This window comes from Polyangiaceae bacterium, assembly GCA_016715885.1.
Taxonomy (GTDB): domain Bacteria; phylum Myxococcota_A; class Polyangia; order Polyangiales; family Polyangiaceae; genus Polyangium.
In genome coordinates this window covers 49,376-69,058 of the sequence record JADJXL010000003.1, presented here as the reverse complement: position 1 = coordinate 69,058, position 19,683 = coordinate 49,376, and the positions used below count along the sequence as shown (strand labels likewise).

Here is a 19,683-nt window from a genome sequence, read left to right as displayed (position 1 = left end):
GTCAAATGGCCCAGCGAACGACGACGAGAAGCGAGAGTACGATGAGGATCCCAACGACGATGGGCCGTTCGAGAAGTGATTCGACATGGTTCATCGTGCGACCGAGGAGATCCCCGGTGATTGGAATGCCGCGCCCGACTGCGCGCCCAAAAATGTGTTTTTCGACCAGGTACGCGATGGATGCAACGAACGAGAGAATTCTGCCGGGAATACCTCGACCACGGGCATATTCATCATCCGCTGCGCTCGTATGGTTTTGTTCGGTCGCCGGATCTCGAGCAAGCGCTGTGCGAACGGCGGCAAATGGGTCCGCATCGTCGATTTCGCCCGTGAGCAGTCGTTCCTGAAAAACCGCCAGCGGTGCAGGTTCGTCTTCACGCACGAGCGGACGGCCGAATGCGCGGTCGATCACGGAACTGTCGATTCGGTCGAGCGCGCGTCCGAGCCGGAGAATTGGATTGATGATGAAGTGTTGATAGATTGGTTCGAGCCAGAATCGAGCGAGCGCTGTGACGTAGATGCCGCGTAGGCGCGACGGAAGAATTCCTGGACGTTCGGGCGCGGCGCGGTGGAAATAAAGCGCCGTTGCCCATCCGGCCACCAGCAAGCTGCCGAGGAGCAGCATCAAGCCGAATGCCCAAAAAGGATGTGCTGCCCGGCCAAACCCGCCTCGTACGAGAAGCGGCTCGAGAATGACTTGAAAAAGCCCTTGTGGTTTGTTACCCCGAGCCATTCCCAGCGAAAGTGCGACGGCCCCTACGACGACGGGAGCGATCCACGCCGGCCCATGCTCGACGAAAGACGTGACCGCTTTCATTTCCGCTTTCGGCGCGGTATTGGCCAAGGCGCGCTGTGCAAATCGAAGCAAATAATGACCGCCGCAAAAAAGAGCCATGCCCGCTCCCGCAGCCGAAAGAAACGCTCCAGGCGAGAATGGCGCATTTTCACCAGCCCAAATTTCGGCCATGAACGGCAATGCCAGCGTGCCGAGCAGCCCTGCCAGCAATAGCCAAAATGCCGGATCGACTTCCCCGGCGACGGGGCGTTCCTCGCGCGTTGGTTCGTCACGCGTCACGAGCAAGAGCGTGCTGGGAGATTGCAAGAATTGGGCTCCGCGCAGGAGCGCATGTGCAAAAAGATGAAATAGAGCGATATTGCGGGCGCCGAGACCAATCGCCAAAAACATCAGCCCGAGCTGACTCACCGTGGAAAAAATGAGCCCGCTTTTGACGTCGGTTTGCACGAGGCTCACGAGACCGCCATAAAGAGCGGTTGCGGCACCCATGGCCGCCATGGCTCGAAGAACGTCCGGCGCAAGGAGCAAAACGGGATTCATGCGCAGCGCCAAGAAAAGCCCTGCGGTAACCATGATCGAGCCATAAAAAAGCGCGCTCGATGGAGTCGGGCCTTCCATTGCGCGAGCGACCCAAGGCGAAAACGGTAGCTGCGCCGATTTCGCCGCAGCGGCAACGAGCAAACAAAAACCGATGATCGCAAGTGTTTCGTGATTGGCTTCGCCCGCGCGACGAAACATTTCGGCGTAATTCAGCGTGCCAAATTCGCCATACGCTGCAAATATCGCGCACAAAAATGCGCCATCACCAATGCGGTTCGTCACGAATGCATAGGTGCCTGCGCGCGCCGGAGCTTTGCGCTCGTAATGATACCCAATGAGCAAATACGATGCGAGCCCGACGCCCTCCCAGCCCAAAAACGTCATCAAGAGATTGCCGCCCATGACGAGCAACAGCATCGCGGCAAGAAAGAAGCCCATCAATCCGAAAAAACGATGAAAACCGCTCTCGCGATGCATGTAATTCGCGGAAAACCAGGTGACGATCGCGCCGACGCCCGTGACGAGCAGCGCGAGCGACGTCGATAACGGATCCACGAGGAGCTCGACGGGCACACGATACGACCCGCTTTCGAGCCACGGAGCGACGAGGATCGTCTTCGGCCCATGGCCCATGACGACATTGGCGAAAAGCACCAAGGCACACATGAATGCCAAGATTGCGGCGCCAATCGTCAAGCGACTCGACAAACGCTCCGAGAGCGGCCGTCCACCGATTGCTGCAATTCCAACGATGGCTGATGCTGCAAGTGGGAGCAGCGGCAAGAGCATGGCAATGCGATCAAGCACGGGCCACCTCGGGTCGAATGAGCGCGGGGTCCAGAAAATCCATTTTGCCTGCGTACCATTGTTTGGAATTCGCGACCGTAGGCACGTCTTCGCCGCGCGGTTTCCACGGAAAGAACCCCTTATCTGGGACGAACAGCGAAAATGCGCTCGTCTCGGGATCCATCGCCACGAGCTGCACCCATGCATTGCCGACGAGCTGCTTGATGCTGGGCTGACGATCGTAAACGCTCGCGAGAATCTCCGTCTTAGCGGCGACGATCATCAATAGGCGCATCGGTTCGTGAATTTCGATCATTTGTCGAGGCAAACCCGTGCGTAGGTCGCCAGACGCTCCCTCCATGACCCCGATGAGTCCCGCGACGTTGTGCGGAACTTTTGTGCCGCAACCATATTTCGCATTGTCCACGGTCGAGAAGTAATACTCGAGGCTGATGCCTGCGCCGACGGGGCCGACGGCAAGCAAAATCCCTTCGAGAATCGTGCCATCGGGATCACTGCTCGGATCGTACGAAATCAAAAAGGATCGTCTGTCGAGAAAAACGCCTTCGGAGATCGTTCGTGGTCCAACGATGGCCATCGCGTTGGTCGCGTGGCCGAGCTCCGGACGAGCTTGAGAGAGGTCGGACGAGCGGCCGATGACGTGGGCGAGCGCGCGTGCGGGCGTGGGATTTTTCGGAGCAGATTCGAACTTGCGACATCGCTCGTGCGCCGACAATTCGCTCGCACGGTGCATCTCCTTGCGAACAGTCTCGAAGGCATCTTGAAACCGTTCGGGCATGTCCAAGAGGTCGAAGTAGCTGAAGATGTCGGTTGCCGTGTTGTGTTCTGCTCCGAGAAACCAGGTGTCATCGGGGATGTCGATGTTACGAGCTCGTAGGATCTCGCGCACCTCGGGACGGTTCGCCATGCGGGCGAAGACGCGAGCGTTCGGGCCTCCATGTTTGCCGCCGCAAGCGCCGCAGTCATATGCGGAAAGATGCGGGTTGTTGCGGCTTTCCGACCCGTGCCCGACGAGCACGACGAGCGGCGCGAAGTGACGAACGAGGCCGATGTTTCGCAAAAGGTTCGCGACCCGCTCGGCTTGTTCGTCGTCGGTGAAGTGGGACTTTCTCGGAGGATGACGATGCGTGTCTGGCTGGCGCGGGTCGCCTATCGGGATCGTCGTCTCGACGTGAGGCAAGACGCTGCTTTTGGTTTGGCGCGACGCACGTTCGTACGTGCGTGGAGCGAGCAATCGGCCAACGACGGGCAGCATGGCGAAGAGGCCGACGATGTCGATGAGAAAGTAGGACGATACGGGGTTTCTGAGCACTTCGCGCACGACGTCGCGCAATGCGGCCAGCAGGCGCTGCCTTGTCGAACGCTGCTGCCACGCCTCGAGCGATTCGGCGCGCGGCGTTTCTTCCATTCGATGCGCCGGGGTCACGACGAGCGGGCAAAGCGGGACCGGGTCCTTTTCCCCGAGTGCGACGTAATCGATTGCAACACCAAAGAATCCCGCCGCGCCAAACGTCTCGTAATCGGCGTGCAATTCTTCGGTATGTCGCCGGACGCTTTCTTCACGATCGTCGATGCAGAAGACGAGCTGCGCCTTGGCTCGACCTTTGCGCCGCCGTTTCCACGGCGATTTTGCGTTGCGCGTGAGAGCTTCGAGGATCGCGTCACGATAATGTACTTCATACGCGGCCTGCCAAATGGGCAGTGTCGCGCTCGCCTTGCCATTGCGTGACGAATCGGGATCGGCCTTGCCGTGCGCGGTGCTTTGTTGGTGCTGGAAAATCATGTCGGCGAGGCGCAGGATGGCCATTTCGTCATCCGGTGTTTCATCCGATGCCGACACAGCAAGTTGCGATCGAGCGCGTTCGGCGAGAAAGTCCGGCAATTCGCCGCTGTAAAGCGCGTGACGAACGAGCAGCTCCGGCAGGTGATGCGTGAAATGATGTCGAAAACTCTCGATGTCGCCGTCGTGGCCGAAAACATGCCGCGACACTTGCCGTACGTACAAGACTTCGTGAAACATACGCACGGCCAAAAATTGAATCAAATCGATGGGATGCGCGCGCTGCGCAGCGTAGTCCGGGTGGCTTGCCCGCCAGGAAACCATACCGGACAAACCCGGCAATGCGACGGCAATTCGCCGTAAATAGGGGCCCCAGTGGTCGTGATGCACCCCCAATTTTTCCAAGCTTTGAATGATTGCATCGATCGCGAGCGGCGGAAGGTCTTTCAATGCGGCGCGGGCTCCGGGCAACGATTCGAGGTCGAAGAAAAGATCGTGCTCGGCCATTTTCCGAAATGCATCGTAGAACCCGAGCGATCGACCGGCAACGTGCCACGCCGCCAAACCCTCGTCGAGAAATGCCATCGAAAGACGCACCATCCCCGGGTGAATCTGCTCGTGAATGTCTTCTCCCGTGAGCGCCAACAATAAATCGCGATGACACGTCTCGGATCCCAATCGTCCGATGTGGTATTCGAGCTGCCGCTCGCAGAATTCTTTCATTTGATGGCGCGGGTCTCGCGCAGAAAGTTCGGCAATCAGCGATTCGCTCGTTCCCGGCTGCGAAAACGCCGATTCGAGCGCGCAGAGAGCATCGAAGCCGCGGCGGCGCAAAGAATCCGGACCAAGATCGTGCACGACCGTGAGACACAAGCGGGCGACCTCGGTGGTCGCAGCTTGACCGCTCGAATGGGTGCTGGGGGTTTGATCTACGTGATTGCGTACGGCCGCGCGAACTCTGGCGACCAAGTGATTATCGAGTGGGATTGCGGGCCCGCCCCATGCGGCGACGTCTTCCATGTGCTCGAAAAGCGCCTCGAGCTCGGGGCCTTCGAGCAAATCGGGCATCTCCGGATGCGCCGATCGCAATAATTCGGCTTCGTCGAAGGGGTCGTGTCCACGCTCGCGACATGCTCGTTCGATGTCTCGGCGAGTGATTCTTCCGGTGGCGTAGAATCGGAGATAGTCTTCGATGGGCAAGTAGCCCCGTGCGCCGAAAATGCGCTCCGCTTCCACGACGGCTCGTTCGAACGGAAAGTGTTCGAATCCGTGGAGCGTATTGTGATGAATGAAGGTATCGATGGGGCCTTGGCTGGGCAATACGTGGGCGACTTCCTCGATGACGTGTTCGAGGTGTTTTCGCATTTCCATGGTGATGTTGTCTTCCATGTCGATCACCCAGGAAAAAGCGTCGCCATGTGCGAGACCGTGGCGGCGACGAGGTCGATGGCCGTTCGCGGCATGACACCGACGAGAATGATGAGGAGTGCGAGAGGCAGAGCGGCGAATATCTCGTGCGGCTTCAAGTCATCGAGTTTTTGCCAGCGAGGATTGGAGGGGCCAAAAAATAATCGGCTCATTGCGCGCAAAGAATAGCCGGCCGTGATGAGGATACCGATCGTGGCAATGCCCGACCAGTAACCATAACGCTCGAACGTGCCAATCAATGTGTGCAGCTCGCTCGTGAAGCCGGCAAGTCCCGGAAGTCCCATGGATCCGAGCAAAGCGAGCGACATGAATACGGAAAACCGAGGCATCGTCGAGGCAAGGCCGCCGAAGTCACGGACGTCGCGCGTACTCGTGCGATCCTGGAGCGCGCCCACGAGCAAAAAGAGCGCGCTGCTCGTGAGGCCATGCGTGAACATCTGCAGCGTCGCCCCCGAAATACCGGCCATGTTGAGCGACGAGACGCCAATCAAGACAAACCCCATGTGGCTCATGGATGCATACGCCACCATGAGCTTGAGATCGGTTTGTCGAAACGCAAGCAGGGCACCGTAAATAATGTTGACGAAACCCAATAAAAGCAAGAGCGGCACCATCGACGACGCGCCTACGGGCAAGAGCACGAAGAGTCGCAGGAGCCCGTACGCACCCATTTTGGCGAGCACCGCCGAAAACACCATGCTCACCGGCGTCTTCGATTCCACGTACGCGAGCGGCTGCCATCCGTGCAGAGGAAATACCGGGATTTTTACGGCGATTCCTGCGAAAAAACCCAAAAATAACAAAATTTGCGTCGGCTGGCCAATGCCAGCACTCGTACGCGCCATCTCCTCCATGCCGAAACTATGCTCGGGAAGCGCCAGATGCAGCGCAAGAATGGCCACGAGCATGAACACGGAGCCCGCGAGCGTATACAAAAAGAAACTCATGCTCGCACTGCTGCGGTTTTTTCCGCCCCAAATGCTGACCAGGAAGAACAGCGGCACGAGCGTCAATTCCCAAAAAACATAAAACAGTGACCAGGATAATGAAGTAAATACCCCGAGCACCGCGAATTCGAGGAACAAAAACCACGCAAAATAACTCTTCACCCGATGCGTGACGTGCAGCGATGCCAATAAAGCGACGAGGACGACGAGCGTCGTGAGCAGCACCATTGGATACGACAAACCGTCGACTCCAAGCGCCGCCGAGGCGTGCGGATCCGGTGACCACGGAAATGGAGTGATGAATTGCAGCGCCGAGGTCGTGCGGTCGAATCGGGGAAGCAGGCCCCACGAGAAAAGGGCCGCGAGACTCGCATGAAAAAGCGCCACGCGGGGAACGATTCGAGCGTGTCGCGCAGGAACGAAGACGATGACGATGGCGCCGAGGAGCGGAACGAGCGTCGTCAGCAACAGCAAACTTGGACTTGGACTTGGACTTGGCATCAGTCTCTCGCTCTCGCGCGGACGGGCGTGACGGCCAGGTTTACCCACGTCAGCACATCATGTGCAAGGAACTTTTCCGTGTCATCCTCGAGTTCACGGAGGACATTACGAAACGTCACTTTTATTTTCAGCGCGCACGGAGAAAACTGTGGTATGCGACGGTTGGAGCGTGACATGAAGGCCCCTTCTCGCAATGTTCTCGGTGGACCGCTGGCAATTTGTTCTCAGCGGCCAATGACTGGGTTTTTCCGCAACGGATGTTGCGATACGGGAACCGAAGATGTTGGTTCTCATACGGTATGTGCGGTAATGACGGCGGACTTTTTGGCGTACTCGAAGAGCCGCGGGAACGATTTGTCGACGCCAATGCCGCAATATGGTTTTCCGGGCCTGAAACCGGGCGACAAGTGGTGCTTGTGCGCTGCGCGCTGGAAGGAAGCGAAGGCTGCGGGGCGTGCGCCGCTCGTCGTACTCACGGCAACGCATGAACGAGCGCTCGAAGTGTGCGACTTGGCGGACTTGAAAAAACACGCGATCGACATGAACTGACGCGACATTCGTGCTCGGCAGTTGAATGAAAGGAGAATGCCATGACCACCCATTCGAGTGTCGGTGGCGAGCTCCGCGAGGGGTTGACGGTGGAGCGGTTTGCCGAGGTCATGGCATATCGGAAGTTTTTTCCGGCATGGCAGTCTGACGAAGTGCTTTTGCGCCTCGGTATTCGTCCGACCCGTTGGGCGAGGGCCGCGGCGGCGTGGGGCGAGGCATTGGATTGGGCCGCGAAGACCGAAGATCCAGAGCTCTTCTTGCGGTTTGCGCACGCTTTCGGGGCAATGACACGCAAGCTTCACGAGCGGCCGACACGCATCGAATCGCTCGGCGAAAAGCTTGATCCGAATGTGCCGGACCCCGACGAAAGACCAGCGCCTGCGCCTTCGGGCTCCGTCCCGACGCAATATGCTCGAAGTGCAGTGACCATTCCAGCGCCGCCGATGCCGCCGGGCGGCGCGCCTGCGCCGGCTGTGCCGCCATTGTCGCCTGCGGCGCGCCGGCGACGAGCCTTCGAAACGACGGCGGACATCAGCGAGTTTGTCCCGCGGAACCCAGCCCCGGGCGTCAAGCCAGGCGGTTCAGGCTCGAAAAAGGGTGGGGCTTGACGACGGCGAGCGAGTGCGCATGTTCAGCAATTCTCGAGTGTGACCTTGATTCCTCATGGAATGAGGAAATTTACGAGAATAGAGCAAAACCATGGCCGAAAACAAACCGACCGAGCAGACCACGATGGGAACGTTGGGCAACATCTTGTGGGTGGTGCTCGGTGGTGGATTTCCGCTTTTTCTGGGGTATCTGGTGGCGGGAGCGGCACTGGCCATCACGATTGTGGGTTTTCCATTTGCCGTGGCGACTTGGCGGCTTGGACGTTATGCCTTGCTGCCGTTCAATAATCGCGTGGAAGACCGAAAAGACAGCCTTGGCTCGGGGTGCCTCGGCTTTTTGTTCAATGTGATTTGGCTCGTCGTTTTCGGGTGGGGCTTTGCGATTGCACACCTAGGCTCGGCGCTTTTGTGTGCCATCACGATCATCGGAATTCCGTTTGCCGTGGCGCACTTCAAGCTAGCGATTCTCGCGCTGTGGCCGTTCGGCAAAGAAATCGTCTGACGCGCGATTACAGATACGCGAACGATCCGTCGTCGAGTTTACAGACGCCTTCCTCGGGATTGCCGACCGATCGCACGATTTCGGCCGGATCGGCAGGAATGCGATAGCCGCTCAATTCCGACGCAATGACGCGGTAGACGAGGTTGTTCAGTTTTTGGACTTGATAACATGGAATCGTGGGCTCCATGTGCGAGTTGCCGACGCCGGAGTCGTCGGTGAGGAACAAGTGGCGGCCGAGCGTGGCTTGTGCTCCCATACGCATCAAAAATTCGGCTTCGGAATCGACACCGCTGGCCGCGATCGGGAACAATTTTACGCCCATGGGACGCATCACGTCGACCGCTCCGAGAAATGCCGCGCGATTCTCTTTGTGCGGCGGAGCATCCGCCATGAGGAAACTCATGCGGACGGCGTTGTTCGTGCTCCAGGACAATTCTGGAACGATTTTCATGGCAGCGTCCATCGCTTCCGGGAAGTCTCCGCCACCGCCCGCCGATTGCTCGTTGAGCTTGGCCTTGAACGTCGCCAAATCGGGTGTGAAGTCGAAATGGCGCGTGACGTACTGATCGTTGATGTCGCGGTAAACGACGAGCCCGTACCGAATGGAAACGCCGTCGAATTCTGCCTTGATGCGGTCGGCAATGCCTTGAACTTCGACCTGGAGGTATCCCATTTCGTCGCCCATGCTGCCGGTGGCGTCGATGACGAAAGCAAGATCGAGGTTACGAGGGAGGTTTTTCTGTGCGCCAGGTAAAACGATGGTCCAATCCGTGGCCGAATCGGGCGCAGGAACCGAAATGGGATCGACCCCGGATGCTCCCGGCGGAGGTTCGACGCTTACCGTAAATGCCGTTTCCTGAGCTGCTCCGTCGTGCGTCGGGAAAAACAGAACGCGGCCATCGGATGCCGTGGGAGCCGTAAGGAACGTTTGGTCTGCTCCGGCGACCTTGACGAGCGCGTTGGAAATGGGATCGCCTGCATCGGAGACGACTTTGATGACGATGCGATCTTCGGTCGGAATGCTGGGAACAGATGCATCGCCGGCCTTGTATTTGGCGACGTATTCTTGGTAAATGTCGAAATTGAGGTTGTCGTCCCAATCGCCCGCGGTCAGTGTTCCCGCTTGAATGCCTCCCCCTTGATCAGAAGGCACTCCGCCGCCACTGTCGAATCCACCACCATAACCGACGCCTGCATCAGAAGAGTCGGCACCACAAGCAGCGAGCAGCGACAACGAACAGAGGCTAACGAGCGATAGAAGTTGATTGCGCGACATGGGGAAGACCTCCAAGTTGGTTGTTTTCGCCAAAGGCAAAGATGATGCCGATTGCGAATTTCGCGATTATCGCCGCCCGTGGAAAGCGACGGGTATGACATCGCTGTCCATTGGTCGAAAATAAAGTGGTGTGTACTACGAATGTTGGCAGGTTCGTCACGCAAAAATCTTGGGTGTCATCGTTCTTGACAACAAACTTGTCCGTCGACGCAAAACTTTGTTAGGCGCGTGGACAGGACGAGGAACGCATGCAATCGCTCAAACACTGGCTCGCGTTGGGGCTGCTAGGTGCATTTGGTGTGATCATTGTTACCAGCTCGAAGCAGCCCGCGGCGCGCGTGAATGCTAGCGCACCTCCACCCATCGAACGCCAACATACTGCACGCGTTGCGGCGTATGTCACGGCAGCGTCGGATGTTTGTATGCGTCTCAACGCTCCCGACCCGAACGCGATGGATGCTGTGTCATTGAAGGCGCTTCGAGATGCGTGCACGCGTGCGGCGGAAGACCAGGCACGAGAACTCGATTGGGGCGCGGGCGAATGGGTCGTCGAGGAGCCCGCTGGCGATACGGCAGCTCCGGCGCGGCGTCCTCCGCGGGTGGCGAAGCGAGCGGCTCCGGGAGCCGTCGAAGAAGTGTCGACGGGTCGCAATCGATAGCAGCAATTCGGCACGCGGGCTAGCTCGCATATGGCGAAATGACACGCCGGTACATGACGTCCGTCCGCAATACGTATTTTTTGCCGGCGCGCACCGGTGCGCCTCGATGATAAAATGGGTGCGAGAAAACGAGGCCCATACCCATTTGAGGCACCACGTGAATCTCGTCGTCCGCGACGAACATGAAATCGGTCGTTCCTCCTTCGCAATCGTCGTTCAAGTAAAAGAGCAGCGTTAGAAAACTTTGCTCGTCGTCGGAACGCACGAATGCACCGTCCCTGTGCCAATCGAATTGCTGGCCCGGCTCGTATCGATAATACCGAAATCGTTCGTTCAGCCCTACCGGCGAATACGCTCCCATTCGCGCCGGCACGAATGGTTCGATCCGAGGCCAAAGCGCTTCGGCCAAATCGGGGTCGTCGATCATGACCCGCGTGTTGTTCCGCAGATCCGGAATCATCATGAATCGATTCACACCCACGGTCACGGGTGCCTCGTGAAATCCGTGTGATTCAGCCCACGCAATCATTCGGGCGCATTCTGTGGGCGAGAGAGCATGTGCGAGGGTGAACAGTTCTTTGTCGTTCGAGAGAAGTTGTTTGGTGATCGTGTTCATGCAAAGCATCATGATGCTTTGGCTTGTGCAGCGACAGGACAGGACCGGGCAGAACCGGGCACGGAGGGGCGTGATGGATCCAGTAGAAGCGGATTTACGCGCGGACAAACGCGAAATCGACATCGGTGGGCGTCGTGAAACGGCTGCGCTCTTGCCCCACCGACGACGGCCTGAAAAGTTCTCGGGTTCTCAGCAACCACGAGCGAAATCAACATGACCGTCGATATGCATTCAAGTGCCTCACATTCGTCCTCGGAGCCATCACTCGGCAAGAACGCCCCGCGTGATCGGAGCGTAACACCCATCGACATGGCGCTCAATCATGGGACATATTGCTCCGCCCGGTGCCTGGACGTGCTCCGTCGTTACGATTCCAATCGAGCGCTGCGGCTTTATCCTGCGGCGGACAACGGCGATCTCAAGGCGGCCATTGCCAAAGATGCTGGCGTCCAGCCGCGCAACGTTCTCGTTGCCAATGGCAGCGGCCCGCTTTTGAAAACCTGCATTCCATACCTCATTGAAACGAAAATCAAACGTTCTCCGGGGCGGATGCTCCGTTATCTGCTGAAGCGTGTTGCGTATCCCATCATCACCACGCGCTTGACGTATTCGAAAGTGCCCGCGTCCGGTGTGAAGCAGGGCTTGCGCTGCGTCCTGCTTCCATTGGGTCCCGAAAGTGGCTTCGCGCTCGACGTCGGCCTGCTCGAAGCACAGCTCGCCGAGCACGATGGCGTGGTGTATCTGGCAAATCCAAACAATCCCACAGGAAACATTCTCATTACCAGAAGCCAGCTCGAGCCGCTGCTCACTCGCTACCCGGATTCGATTTTTTTCGTGGACGAAGCATATCTGGGTTACGTCCCGGAGAGCCCGGAAACCTGCCTGAGCGATCTCGTGCTTCGTCATTCGAATCTGGTGGTGCTTCGCAGCTTTTCATTTGCTCACGGCCTTGCATCGATCCGCGTGGGGTATGCTCTTGCAGGAGCCGAATGGATTGCACGATTCGAGACGAAGTTGACACCTCATCGCGTGGGCCAATTGGCCGCCGAGCTGGTCATGGCTTCGCTCGAAGACCCCCGACACCTCGATTTCGTACGCGAAGAAACGGCCAAAGAACGCTTGCGTATCAGCACGAGCATGGGCCGGCATTCAAGCATCGAGGTATATCCTTCTCAAACCAATTTCATCTTGTGTCGAGTCAAGAAACCGTGGACCGGCCAGAAGATTCATGATGGGTTGCTTTCACGGGGCATCCGAGTGAAGTGTTTCGAGCCGTTCGGCGACGAGCGATACGATGAATATTTCCGCGTGACCATTGGACTCCCCGAAGAAAACACGCAGTTCCTCGCGCAGCTCGACGACCTCATGCGCACGGACGTTTCCATCAACTGAGTCGGCGCCAATGAAGCAAGCCCAATGGATTGATCAAGGCATTCGTCTCGGCAATCGATTCCATTACCGGAAAAAGAATCCTTGGCGACATAATGCGCTGAACTTGAGCATATTCTCGGCGATGCTGGCGGGCATTGGAACGACGATCGCGGCGGGACGTCACGTACAGCATTGGCTCTACGTACCTATCGCGGCAGCGGTGCTGGGGATCATGTTTTTCGCAATGATCATCCTCGTGGTTCACGAAGCGTCGCACGACATGTTCGTCATTTCGTACGATCGGGATCGGGCACGACGTTGGAATCGTCGTTTTGGGTGGCTCGTGTCGATTCCATTTGGCATCAATTATCGGCGGCATTGGGAGGAAGGTCATCACACGCATCACATCCATCCGCTCGAACCTGACGATCCTCAAACGGCCAATCTGTGGACGGGTCGTCGGCTCGTTCGCGAAATTGTCTTGATGCTGGTCGTGCCGGGATATGTCCTTTTGTGGAATCCCAGCCGAAAATACAAAACGGAGCGGTGGGTTGGTCCAGTCAATGTCGTATTTTGGTCGAGCCTGCTCGCGGCGCTTTGCATGCACGACGCGTGGATGTCCGCCGTGGCGATCGTGTTTGGTTTTGGCGTGCTCGGCGCGCTCAATCAGATCAAAGGATCGCTGGAACATGGGGGGCCGGTGGGATTCGAAAGCAACCGCAATCTCCGTTCGCGGACGTCGCTGTTTGCGCTGCGTCATCTGCTGATGCCGTTCAACATTTCGCTGCACTTCGAGCATCATCTCAATTATTGCGTCCCCTGGTACGACCTCGGGCGTTATCACCACTCGTTGGTCGAGGCGACGCCCGAGCCGCTACGCGCCTACATTTACAATACACGCATCATCGATCAGCTCATGGGCCGCGTGGGGACGTTTCCGGAGGATATGCGGCACTTGGTGGTCGTGGACCGGGATGAATCAGCGAGAGTTGCGCATGTGATTGGCCATTGATTCCAACAAACAACCTATTGCAAAAGGGACACGGATGGCGTCGGAAGAGAGGAGACACTGGGCCGCGAACAGCTTCGAGGCTGCCGTCGAGCGCTTTTATGAGGCTGGCATTGGTGCTGATGAGGACTGGCACGGCGGCTACCGCAACTTTGGTTGGTGGGAGGGGGACAATCGGGATTATTTGCGTGCAGCCGACGCATTGGTCGGGCAAGTCAATCGGCTGTTGTGCCTTTCGTCGACGAGTCGTCTTTTGGACGTCGCGTGTGGCGGCGCGACCCAGGACATCTACCTTCACCGGCTGACTGGCGCGGAGATCGATGGGGTCGATGCGACCTGGGCGCAGGTGAAGGAAGGGCGCAAGCGCATCGCTGCTGCAGGCATCGTCGACAAGGTGCGGTTGCACCACGGCACGGCGACGGACCTGTCTGCTTTTGCGCCGGAGAGCTTTTCCCACGTAACCTGCATCGAGGGCGGGCCGCACTTCGATACACGGGAGCTGTTTCTGCAGCAGGCGTTCTCGCGCCTGCGGTCCGGCGGCATCATTGTCCTCGCCGACCTTTTGGTCTTGTCGCCAGCGCGGCTGCCTTGGGAACGGTTCGCCCTGAAACGTGCACAGCGCATGTGGAACGTCCCTGACGCCAACGTCTTGGATCGGGACGGGTTCCGCGCGTCGCTCGAGCGCGTGGGGTTTACGCAAATCACCATGGAGGAGGTTGGTCGGCACATCATGCCCGGCTACTACCGTGACCAATGCTCCGCGGAGACCGTGGACGCCCAGCGGCGTTTCAAGGGACGCATGTGGCGCTTAAGGCATGCCTTCGCGAACTTCTTCCTGTTCAAATCCTGGCAACTCGGCGTCATCGAGTACGTGCTCGTCCGGGCCGTGAAACCTCGAGCCAGCGCCACTGAGCCCTGACAAACCATCTCGATGCCAACGATCGGGCACCCTAGAGACCGTCGAGCGTGACAAGCTGCCCGCTTTCGGCGATGATGCGCATCGGCTCATGACGCAGCGATTCAACCACGAAGCTTTGCTGCGCGCGCGCCTCGAATTGGGGCTCACGCAAGAAGGATTGGCAGCGTCGGTCGGTGTCGATGTGCGCACCTATCGTCGATACGAATCCGGCGAAGTGAACGAAGGCGGTTTCGTCGTGCGTGCTCCGGCCAGGCGCAAGCTGCTCGAAAAGCTCTCCGACGAGCTTGGGCTTGCCATGACCGAGCTCGTGGTCGAATCGTCCGAGCCTGCTACTTTCGAAAAACTCATGCGTCCGGAGTATGCGTCGATTCTACAACGCGCTCCGCATTTCCTTGGTCGAGACGACATTCTCGAAGAGCTTTTTGCATGGGCCACACATGTCGCTGCAATGCCAGGCGTCGTGGCGCTCGTGGGCGTGGGTGGTGCCGGAAAAACCGCGATTGCAGAACGACTTCTCGGGCGGCTCGGCACCGAAGCTCGACCCGCGGGCATTTTCGTTTGGAGTTTTTATGAAGATGAGCGAACCGAGGCATTTCTCGCGCATGCAGTAAAATATTTTGCAGGTTGTGATGCTCTGCCCGGCGAGCGTCTGGACAAACTTGAAAAGTCCATCGCAGGTGGTCTGCCCCATTTGCTCGTGCTGGATGGTCTCGAAGTCGTGCAGGCGCAGGGCGATGGCAATCGGGCGCATGGCGAATTGTCCGATCCGCTGCTTCGTAGGCTGCTCATTTCGCTCGCGCGCGGGCTTGGGGCTGCACGAGCTCTCGTGACGTCGAGGTTTGTCCTGGGCGACTTGACACCGTGGGCAGATGCTGGAGCGCGTACCATCAAGCTTGGTCCGCTCGCGACGTCCGACGCGGAAAAACTCTTGCGCGCGTGGGGCGCGTCGGGTGATGCCGACACGATGGCGCAGGTGATCGCCGCGTCGGGCGGGCACGCCTTGTCGCTTGCCGTCACGGGTTCGTATGTCGGAGCGTTTCTCGGTGGTGATCCTCGTCCGCTCGATCCGGCTGACTTGGCTGAAGCCGCGCGAGACGATCCGCTTGCTCGGCGTTTGTCGCGCGTACTTGCGGCGTACGCGCGCGCGCTCTCGGATGCAGAACGCGATTTGCTCGCGCGACTGTCCGTGCTTTCCGCGGGAGCCGATGAATCCGCATTGCATGCGCTGACGCGCGGGGCACCTCGAGTTGCCGCGGCGCTTGCAGGTTTGTCCCTCACGGATTTGCGTCGAGCGCTTGCGCGTTTGGAGCGGCTTGGGCTCGTGTTTCGAGCAGGTACGGATCCGCCGCGGTGGTCGTCGCATCCGTTTGTCCGGGACCACTTTCGCTCGCTCTTGGGCGTGGCTCCTTCGGCGGTGCAGGCTGCGCTTCACCCGCCTCCGGAAGGAACGCTCATCTTTGCGCCAAGGCAAAAGCCGTCAGGCCATGACAAACTCGATGCTTTCGAAGACTTGCTGAAGCAGCTCATCGAAATGGGACAAACCCTCGAAGCGTGTCGCACGTATTTGCAGACGCTCGGTGGGTTTTCTCATTTGGGTCTCGTGCTGGGTGAAATGAGCCGAGGGGCTCGTTTGTTGCGTTTGTTTGGCGAGACAACCGATCCGCAGTCGCCCATGTCTTCGCTCGGGGTATCTTGGCGCGCGGCGCTTCTATATGAACGAGGGCTCTACGCAGGGGCGCTCGGGGATCTCGCGTATGCTTTGCGCGCGTACGAGGAGCACAATGCTCTCGTCGAAGGACAGCTCGAACCATCGCATCTCGTGACGGGATTGCGAACATTGGCGTATACCGAGCGGCTTGCGGGGCATTTTTCTGCGGCGCGGGCGCATGCTTCACGTTCGGTCGAGCTTGCCGAATCACTTGGGCTTTCGGCGCACGTGGCTCGAGGCGTTGCACTTTTGGCAGCGATTATGCATGACCTCGGCGACCTGCAAGCTGCACGTGCCGGATTCGCGCGCCTCGAGGCGATGGGCGATGCTCGAATTGCTCGACGTGGATTATGGGAGGCAGAGCATCTTTTGGCGTTGGGCGAGCGAGATGCTGCAATTGAAATGATCTCGGCGAACGTTGCCGCGTGCGAGCGGTTCGGATGGGCGGGGCATGTCGCGCACGGGCAAGTGTTATGGGGTTTGGCGATTGCCGAGCGTGATCCTGTGGCTGCCGAGCGGCTGCTTGCGGCTGCGCGAGGGTGGGTCGTCGTATCGGGTGAAGTTGAAATGGCGACGCGCGTGCACGAGCTTGCTGCGCGAATAGCGCTTCAGCGAGGTGCGTATTTTGAAGCATCACGCGAAGCGCTTTCGGGGGAAAGGCTTGCCGAGGCGTGTGGTATGGGGCCATTTCGCGCTCGACTTTTTGCGCTGGGGCTGTCGATTGCGTACGCGCGAGGCGACGAAGAGGGTATGGCGCGCGCACAGGAAGCCTCTCGCTTGATGCTAGAGGAAGATTATTGGGGCAGGGCTGAAGTCGTGAAGTGGGCCCGAGTTTGTGCGGGGAGTCTCGGGGCAGCAGCCAATTGAGGTTTTGCTTGTGGAATTTTTTCGAGGCGCGTACCATCGCGCACTCTTCTGGGTACAGCGAAACAAGGATGATGCGAGACCGCAAATGAGGGCCAAATCGAGTTCCGAGCCGACGTGGATTGTCCGACGACGTCGATTTCCTGCGCTTGGCAAATTGCTTGCAGTCGTGATGATGCTTGGAGCTCAAACGAGCGCGTATGCACAGACGCCGCCCGCTCCGCCCGCGCCGCCTGCTCCGCCAGCTCCGTCGGATTCGGTGATTACTCCGCCGAAGCTCGTCGAAAGGTTCGAAGCGACGTACCCTCCGGCGGCGCTCGAAGTTCGCGTCGAAGGCACCGTTGGTCTTCGTTTGACCATCTCGAAATTGGGCGAGGTGACGAAAGTCGAGGTCATCGAGTCTGCGGGGAACGGCTTTGACGAAGCAGCAATGGAAGCGGCCGTCAAGTTTCGTTTCGAGCCTGCGCGTAAAGGGACGACGCCCATCGCATCGCGGATATTGTATCGTTACGAGTTCAAATTACCGCCCCCTCCAGCGCCGCCCACTTCACCGTCGGATGGGACGCCGCCGCCCCCTCCGCCGCCGCCTCCACCGCCTCCGCCGCCGCCTCCGCCGCGGTTGGATCCGGTGCCGCCTCCACCTCCGCTCGTCGTTGCGTCGAAAGACCCGAATGCCGCGGCGGACACGGAGGAACCCGTCGACATTTTGGTGCCGATTGACGTTTCGGTGCAAGGTGATCAGTCGGAACCGAAGAGGCTGCGAGAATCGGCGGAGGCGGTCAAAGTCATAGACACGCATCAAGCCAAGCAGCAATCGCGCGATTTGGGTCAAGTGCTCGGAGCGGTCGAAGGTGTTGCGGTTCGTCGTTCGGGCGGATTGGGATCGTTCACGCGATTTTCGCTCAATGGTCTGTACGACAATCAGATCCGGTTTTTCATGGACGGCGTGCCGCTCGACATAGCGGGTTTTCCCGAAGGCATTGCGAACGTGCCCGTGAATCTCGTGGATCGTATCGAGCTGTACCGGGGTGTTTTGCCGGTGCGGTTTGGCGCGGATGCACTTGGAGGCGCGGTGAACCTCGTGCCGCAGCAGCTCACGGGAACCAATGCGTACGTATCGTATCAGCGAGGTTCGTATGGTACGTATCGCGTCGCGGCGACGGCTGGGTATCACCACAAGCCGAGCGGGTTTGTCGTAGGAGGGGCTGCGTGGCTCGATGACACGCGCAACGATTACCTCATCGACGTCGAGGTCGCTGACAAGTCGGGGCAGGTTTTTCCGGCGATCGTGCGTCGATTTCATGATCGATACCGTTCGTATGGCGGAGTCGTGCAATTGGCGGTCGTGGGCAAACCGTGGGCCGAGCGTTTGTCATTGCAACTGTTTGGCTTGACGTACGATAAGGAAGTTCAGCACGACGCCATCATGAAGCGTGCGATTGGCGAGGCGACGTACGGAGCGAGCACGATGGGCGCCACGGCCCGTTACGAACAATCGATACGCAAGGACTTGCGTATTTCTGCATTGGCGAGCGTTGGGCGGCGTACCATTCGATTCGTAGACATGGGCGAATGGGTTTACGATTGGCTTGGCAATCAGGTCGCGCGGCGGAACGTGCGTGGCGAGCTTTTCCGCGAGCCGCACGACGCGACGATTTGGCAAGACAGCATCTTTGCGCGCCCGTCGATAGAATGGCATATCGAGCCCGAGCACGTCGTGCGCGCATCCACGACGGCTCGTTTTACCGGACGAACGGGCACGGACAAAGGAACGAAGACGCAGGGCGGCAACGATCCGCTCGCGGGTGAACGGAACATCGCCACGTTGATGTCGGGCATCGAATACGAGCTCAATGCGTTTAGAATGCCCGACGCGTCGAGCGACAAGAAGTACAATCCAGCGTCCGACAATCGCTTGCAAAACCTCGTCGTGCTCAAGCACTACTTCTACGATGCGGAAGCCCAAGGAGTACCAGTAGGTTTGACCGTGCAGGACCTCGATGCTTCCGGATTTCGTTTCGGCGTCGGGGACAGTTTGCGTTTTCGCTTCTCGAAGCACATCGCGGCGAAGGCTTCTTACGAGCTCGCGACGCGCATTCCGAGCGTGGACGAATTCTTCGGCGATTCGCTCTACGTCATTCCGAACTTGCGCGTGAGGCCCGAATACAGCCACAATGCCAATGCGGGGATATCGCTCGAGACGCGTCGCACTCGATTGGGTAATTTTTCCATCGAAGGCGATTGGTTTTTGCGCAACATCAGCAACCTGATCGTGGGGCTTGCCGAATCGCTGGGGACCATTCAATACCAGAACGTCGAAGGTGCGAAGATTTGGGGTGTCGAAGGGTCGGTCAAGTGGATTTCGCCTGGCAATTGGATCGTGCTCGATGGAAACGCGACGTGGCAGGATGCGAGGAACGTGTCGACCAAGGGAGCATTCCAAGAATTCGACGGTCAGCGCATCCCGAATCGACCGTGGCTTTTCGCGAATTGGTCAGCGCGATTTCAATGGCGCAAGCTGCTCACGTCCGACGACGGCATTTCGCCATTCTACAATGGCCGGTACGTGCATGAATTCTTCCGTAATTGGGAAAGTGTTGGAGACAAGGACTTCAAGCTCGTGGTGCCGACGCAAGTCGCGCATACGGCGGGCATTTCGTACTTCAACAACGTTCCATCGCGTACGAGCGTCACGTTCGAGGTCGACAACTTGACCAATGCGAATTTGTTCGACTTTTTTGGGGTGCAAAAACCCGGTCGAGTGTATTCCGTCAAGGTGACGGGAGAGCTCTGAGAGGCAATA

At 58.6% G+C, this 19,683-nt stretch carries 14 protein-coding genes; 9 read left to right on the top strand and 5 right to left on the bottom strand.

Annotated elements, in window-relative coordinates; genetic code table 11:
* Position 1 precedes the first annotated feature (1 nt).
* Genes IPM54_06810 through IPM54_06800 form a run of 3 tightly spaced genes read right to left on the bottom strand, consistent with a single transcriptional unit; the run spans position 2 to position 6,799 of the window.
* Positions 2 to 2,143, bottom strand: coding sequence for a hypothetical protein (locus IPM54_06810; GenBank protein ID MBK9259534.1), 2,142 nt, complete (start codon positions 2,141 to 2,143; stop codon positions 2 to 4).
* A complete protein-coding gene (locus IPM54_06805; GenBank protein ID MBK9259533.1) occupies positions 2,136 to 5,312 on the bottom strand; it encodes a DUF2309 domain-containing protein in 3,177 nt (1,058 codons plus the stop codon). Before IPM54_06805 ends, IPM54_06810 begins: the two co-directional genes overlap by 8 nt.
* A 5-nt stretch (positions 5,313 to 5,317) precedes the next feature.
* Positions 5,318 to 6,799 (bottom strand): NADH-quinone oxidoreductase subunit M, encoded by a 1,482-nt coding sequence (locus IPM54_06800; protein MBK9259532.1) that lies wholly within the window; start codon positions 6,797 to 6,799, stop codon positions 5,318 to 5,320.
* A 153-nt stretch (positions 6,800 to 6,952) separates the two neighbouring features.
* Here IPM54_06800 and IPM54_06795 point away from each other — a divergent pair, with 153 nt between their 5' ends.
* The 3 genes from IPM54_06795 to IPM54_06785 all read left to right on the top strand — a co-directional run bounded on the left by IPM54_06795 (position 6,953) and on the right by IPM54_06785 (position 8,458).
* Positions 6,953 to 7,348, top strand: a complete 396-nt coding sequence (locus IPM54_06795) for a DUF2237 domain-containing protein (protein MBK9259531.1) — start codon at positions 6,953 to 6,955, stop codon at positions 7,346 to 7,348.
* Between the two features lie 41 nt (positions 7,349 to 7,389).
* Positions 7,390 to 7,956: a hypothetical protein gene (locus IPM54_06790; GenBank protein MBK9259530.1), complete on the top strand. Its 567-nt coding sequence runs from the start codon at positions 7,390 to 7,392 to the stop codon at positions 7,954 to 7,956.
* Between the two features lie 124 nt (positions 7,957 to 8,080).
* Positions 8,081 to 8,458: a YccF domain-containing protein gene (locus tag IPM54_06785; protein MBK9259529.1), complete on the top strand. Its 378-nt coding sequence runs from the start codon at positions 8,081 to 8,083 to the stop codon at positions 8,456 to 8,458.
* Between the two features lie 7 nt (positions 8,459 to 8,465).
* Here the strand turns inward: IPM54_06785 and IPM54_06780 are convergent, their stop codons facing one another.
* Positions 8,466 to 9,734, bottom strand: coding sequence for a VWA domain-containing protein (locus IPM54_06780; protein ID MBK9259528.1), 1,269 nt, complete (start codon positions 9,732 to 9,734; stop codon positions 8,466 to 8,468).
* 248 nt (positions 9,735 to 9,982) lie between these two features.
* Here IPM54_06780 and IPM54_06775 point away from each other — a divergent pair, with 248 nt between their 5' ends.
* The gene (locus IPM54_06775; protein MBK9259527.1) at positions 9,983 to 10,393 is read left to right on the top strand and encodes a hypothetical protein; all 411 of its coding nucleotides are present in this window, start codon (positions 9,983 to 9,985) and stop codon (positions 10,391 to 10,393) included.
* A gap of 19 nt (positions 10,394 to 10,412) precedes the next feature.
* On the opposite strand, the gene IPM54_06770 is transcribed toward IPM54_06775, so the two are convergent.
* Complete coding sequence (locus IPM54_06770) at positions 10,413 to 11,009, bottom strand: 2OG-Fe(II) oxygenase (GenBank protein MBK9259526.1); 597 nt, start codon at positions 11,007 to 11,009, stop codon at positions 10,413 to 10,415.
* 354 nt (positions 11,010 to 11,363) lie between these two features.
* Here IPM54_06770 and IPM54_06765 point away from each other — a divergent pair, with 354 nt between their 5' ends.
* The 5 genes from IPM54_06765 to mxcH all read left to right on the top strand — a co-directional run bounded on the left by IPM54_06765 (position 11,364) and on the right by mxcH (position 19,674).
* Positions 11,364 to 12,401, top strand: a complete 1,038-nt coding sequence (locus IPM54_06765) for a histidinol-phosphate aminotransferase family protein (GenBank protein MBK9259525.1) — start codon at positions 11,364 to 11,366, stop codon at positions 12,399 to 12,401.
* A gap of 10 nt (positions 12,402 to 12,411) precedes the next feature.
* The gene (locus IPM54_06760; GenBank protein MBK9259524.1) at positions 12,412 to 13,392 is read left to right on the top strand and encodes a fatty acid desaturase; all 981 of its coding nucleotides are present in this window, start codon (positions 12,412 to 12,414) and stop codon (positions 13,390 to 13,392) included.
* Positions 13,393 to 13,426: 34 nt separating this feature from the next.
* A complete protein-coding gene (locus IPM54_06755; GenBank protein ID MBK9259523.1) occupies positions 13,427 to 14,308 on the top strand; it encodes a methyltransferase domain-containing protein in 882 nt (293 codons plus the stop codon).
* An 88-nt stretch (positions 14,309 to 14,396) separates the two neighbouring features.
* Positions 14,397 to 16,883: a helix-turn-helix domain-containing protein gene (locus IPM54_06750; protein MBK9259522.1), complete on the top strand. Its 2,487-nt coding sequence runs from the start codon at positions 14,397 to 14,399 to the stop codon at positions 16,881 to 16,883.
* Between the two features lie 85 nt (positions 16,884 to 16,968).
* A complete protein-coding gene (gene mxcH / locus IPM54_06745) occupies positions 16,969 to 19,674 on the top strand; it encodes a TonB-dependent siderophore myxochelin receptor MxcH (protein ID MBK9259521.1) in 2,706 nt (901 codons plus the stop codon).
* Positions 19,675 to 19,683 lie beyond the last annotated feature (9 nt).

Bases quoted from the DNA above. Each gene is read 5' to 3' on its own strand.
- IPM54_06805 (MBK9259533.1), bottom strand. From the start codon at position 5,312: ATGGAAGACAACATCACCATGGAAATGCGAAAACACCTCGAACACGTC.
- IPM54_06800 (MBK9259532.1), bottom strand. From the start codon at position 6,799: ATGCCAAGTCCAAGTCCAAGTCCAAGTTTGCTGTTGCTGACGACGCTC.
- IPM54_06795 (MBK9259531.1), top strand. From the start codon at position 6,953: ATGCGACGGTTGGAGCGTGACATGAAGGCCCCTTCTCGCAATGTTCTC.
- IPM54_06790 (MBK9259530.1), top strand. From the start codon at position 7,390: ATGACCACCCATTCGAGTGTCGGTGGCGAGCTCCGCGAGGGGTTGACG.
- IPM54_06785 (MBK9259529.1), top strand. From the start codon at position 8,081: ATGGGAACGTTGGGCAACATCTTGTGGGTGGTGCTCGGTGGTGGATTT.
- IPM54_06780 (MBK9259528.1), bottom strand. From the start codon at position 9,734: ATGTCGCGCAATCAACTTCTATCGCTCGTTAGCCTCTGTTCGTTGTCG.
- IPM54_06775 (MBK9259527.1), top strand. From the start codon at position 9,983: ATGCAATCGCTCAAACACTGGCTCGCGTTGGGGCTGCTAGGTGCATTT.
- IPM54_06770 (MBK9259526.1), bottom strand. From the start codon at position 11,009: ATGAACACGATCACCAAACAACTTCTCTCGAACGACAAAGAACTGTTC.
- IPM54_06760 (MBK9259524.1), top strand. From the start codon at position 12,412: ATGAAGCAAGCCCAATGGATTGATCAAGGCATTCGTCTCGGCAATCGA.
- IPM54_06755 (MBK9259523.1), top strand. From the start codon at position 13,427: ATGGCGTCGGAAGAGAGGAGACACTGGGCCGCGAACAGCTTCGAGGCT.
- IPM54_06750 (MBK9259522.1), top strand. From the start codon at position 14,397: ATGACGCAGCGATTCAACCACGAAGCTTTGCTGCGCGCGCGCCTCGAA.
- mxcH (MBK9259521.1), top strand. From the start codon at position 16,969: ATGAGGGCCAAATCGAGTTCCGAGCCGACGTGGATTGTCCGACGACGT.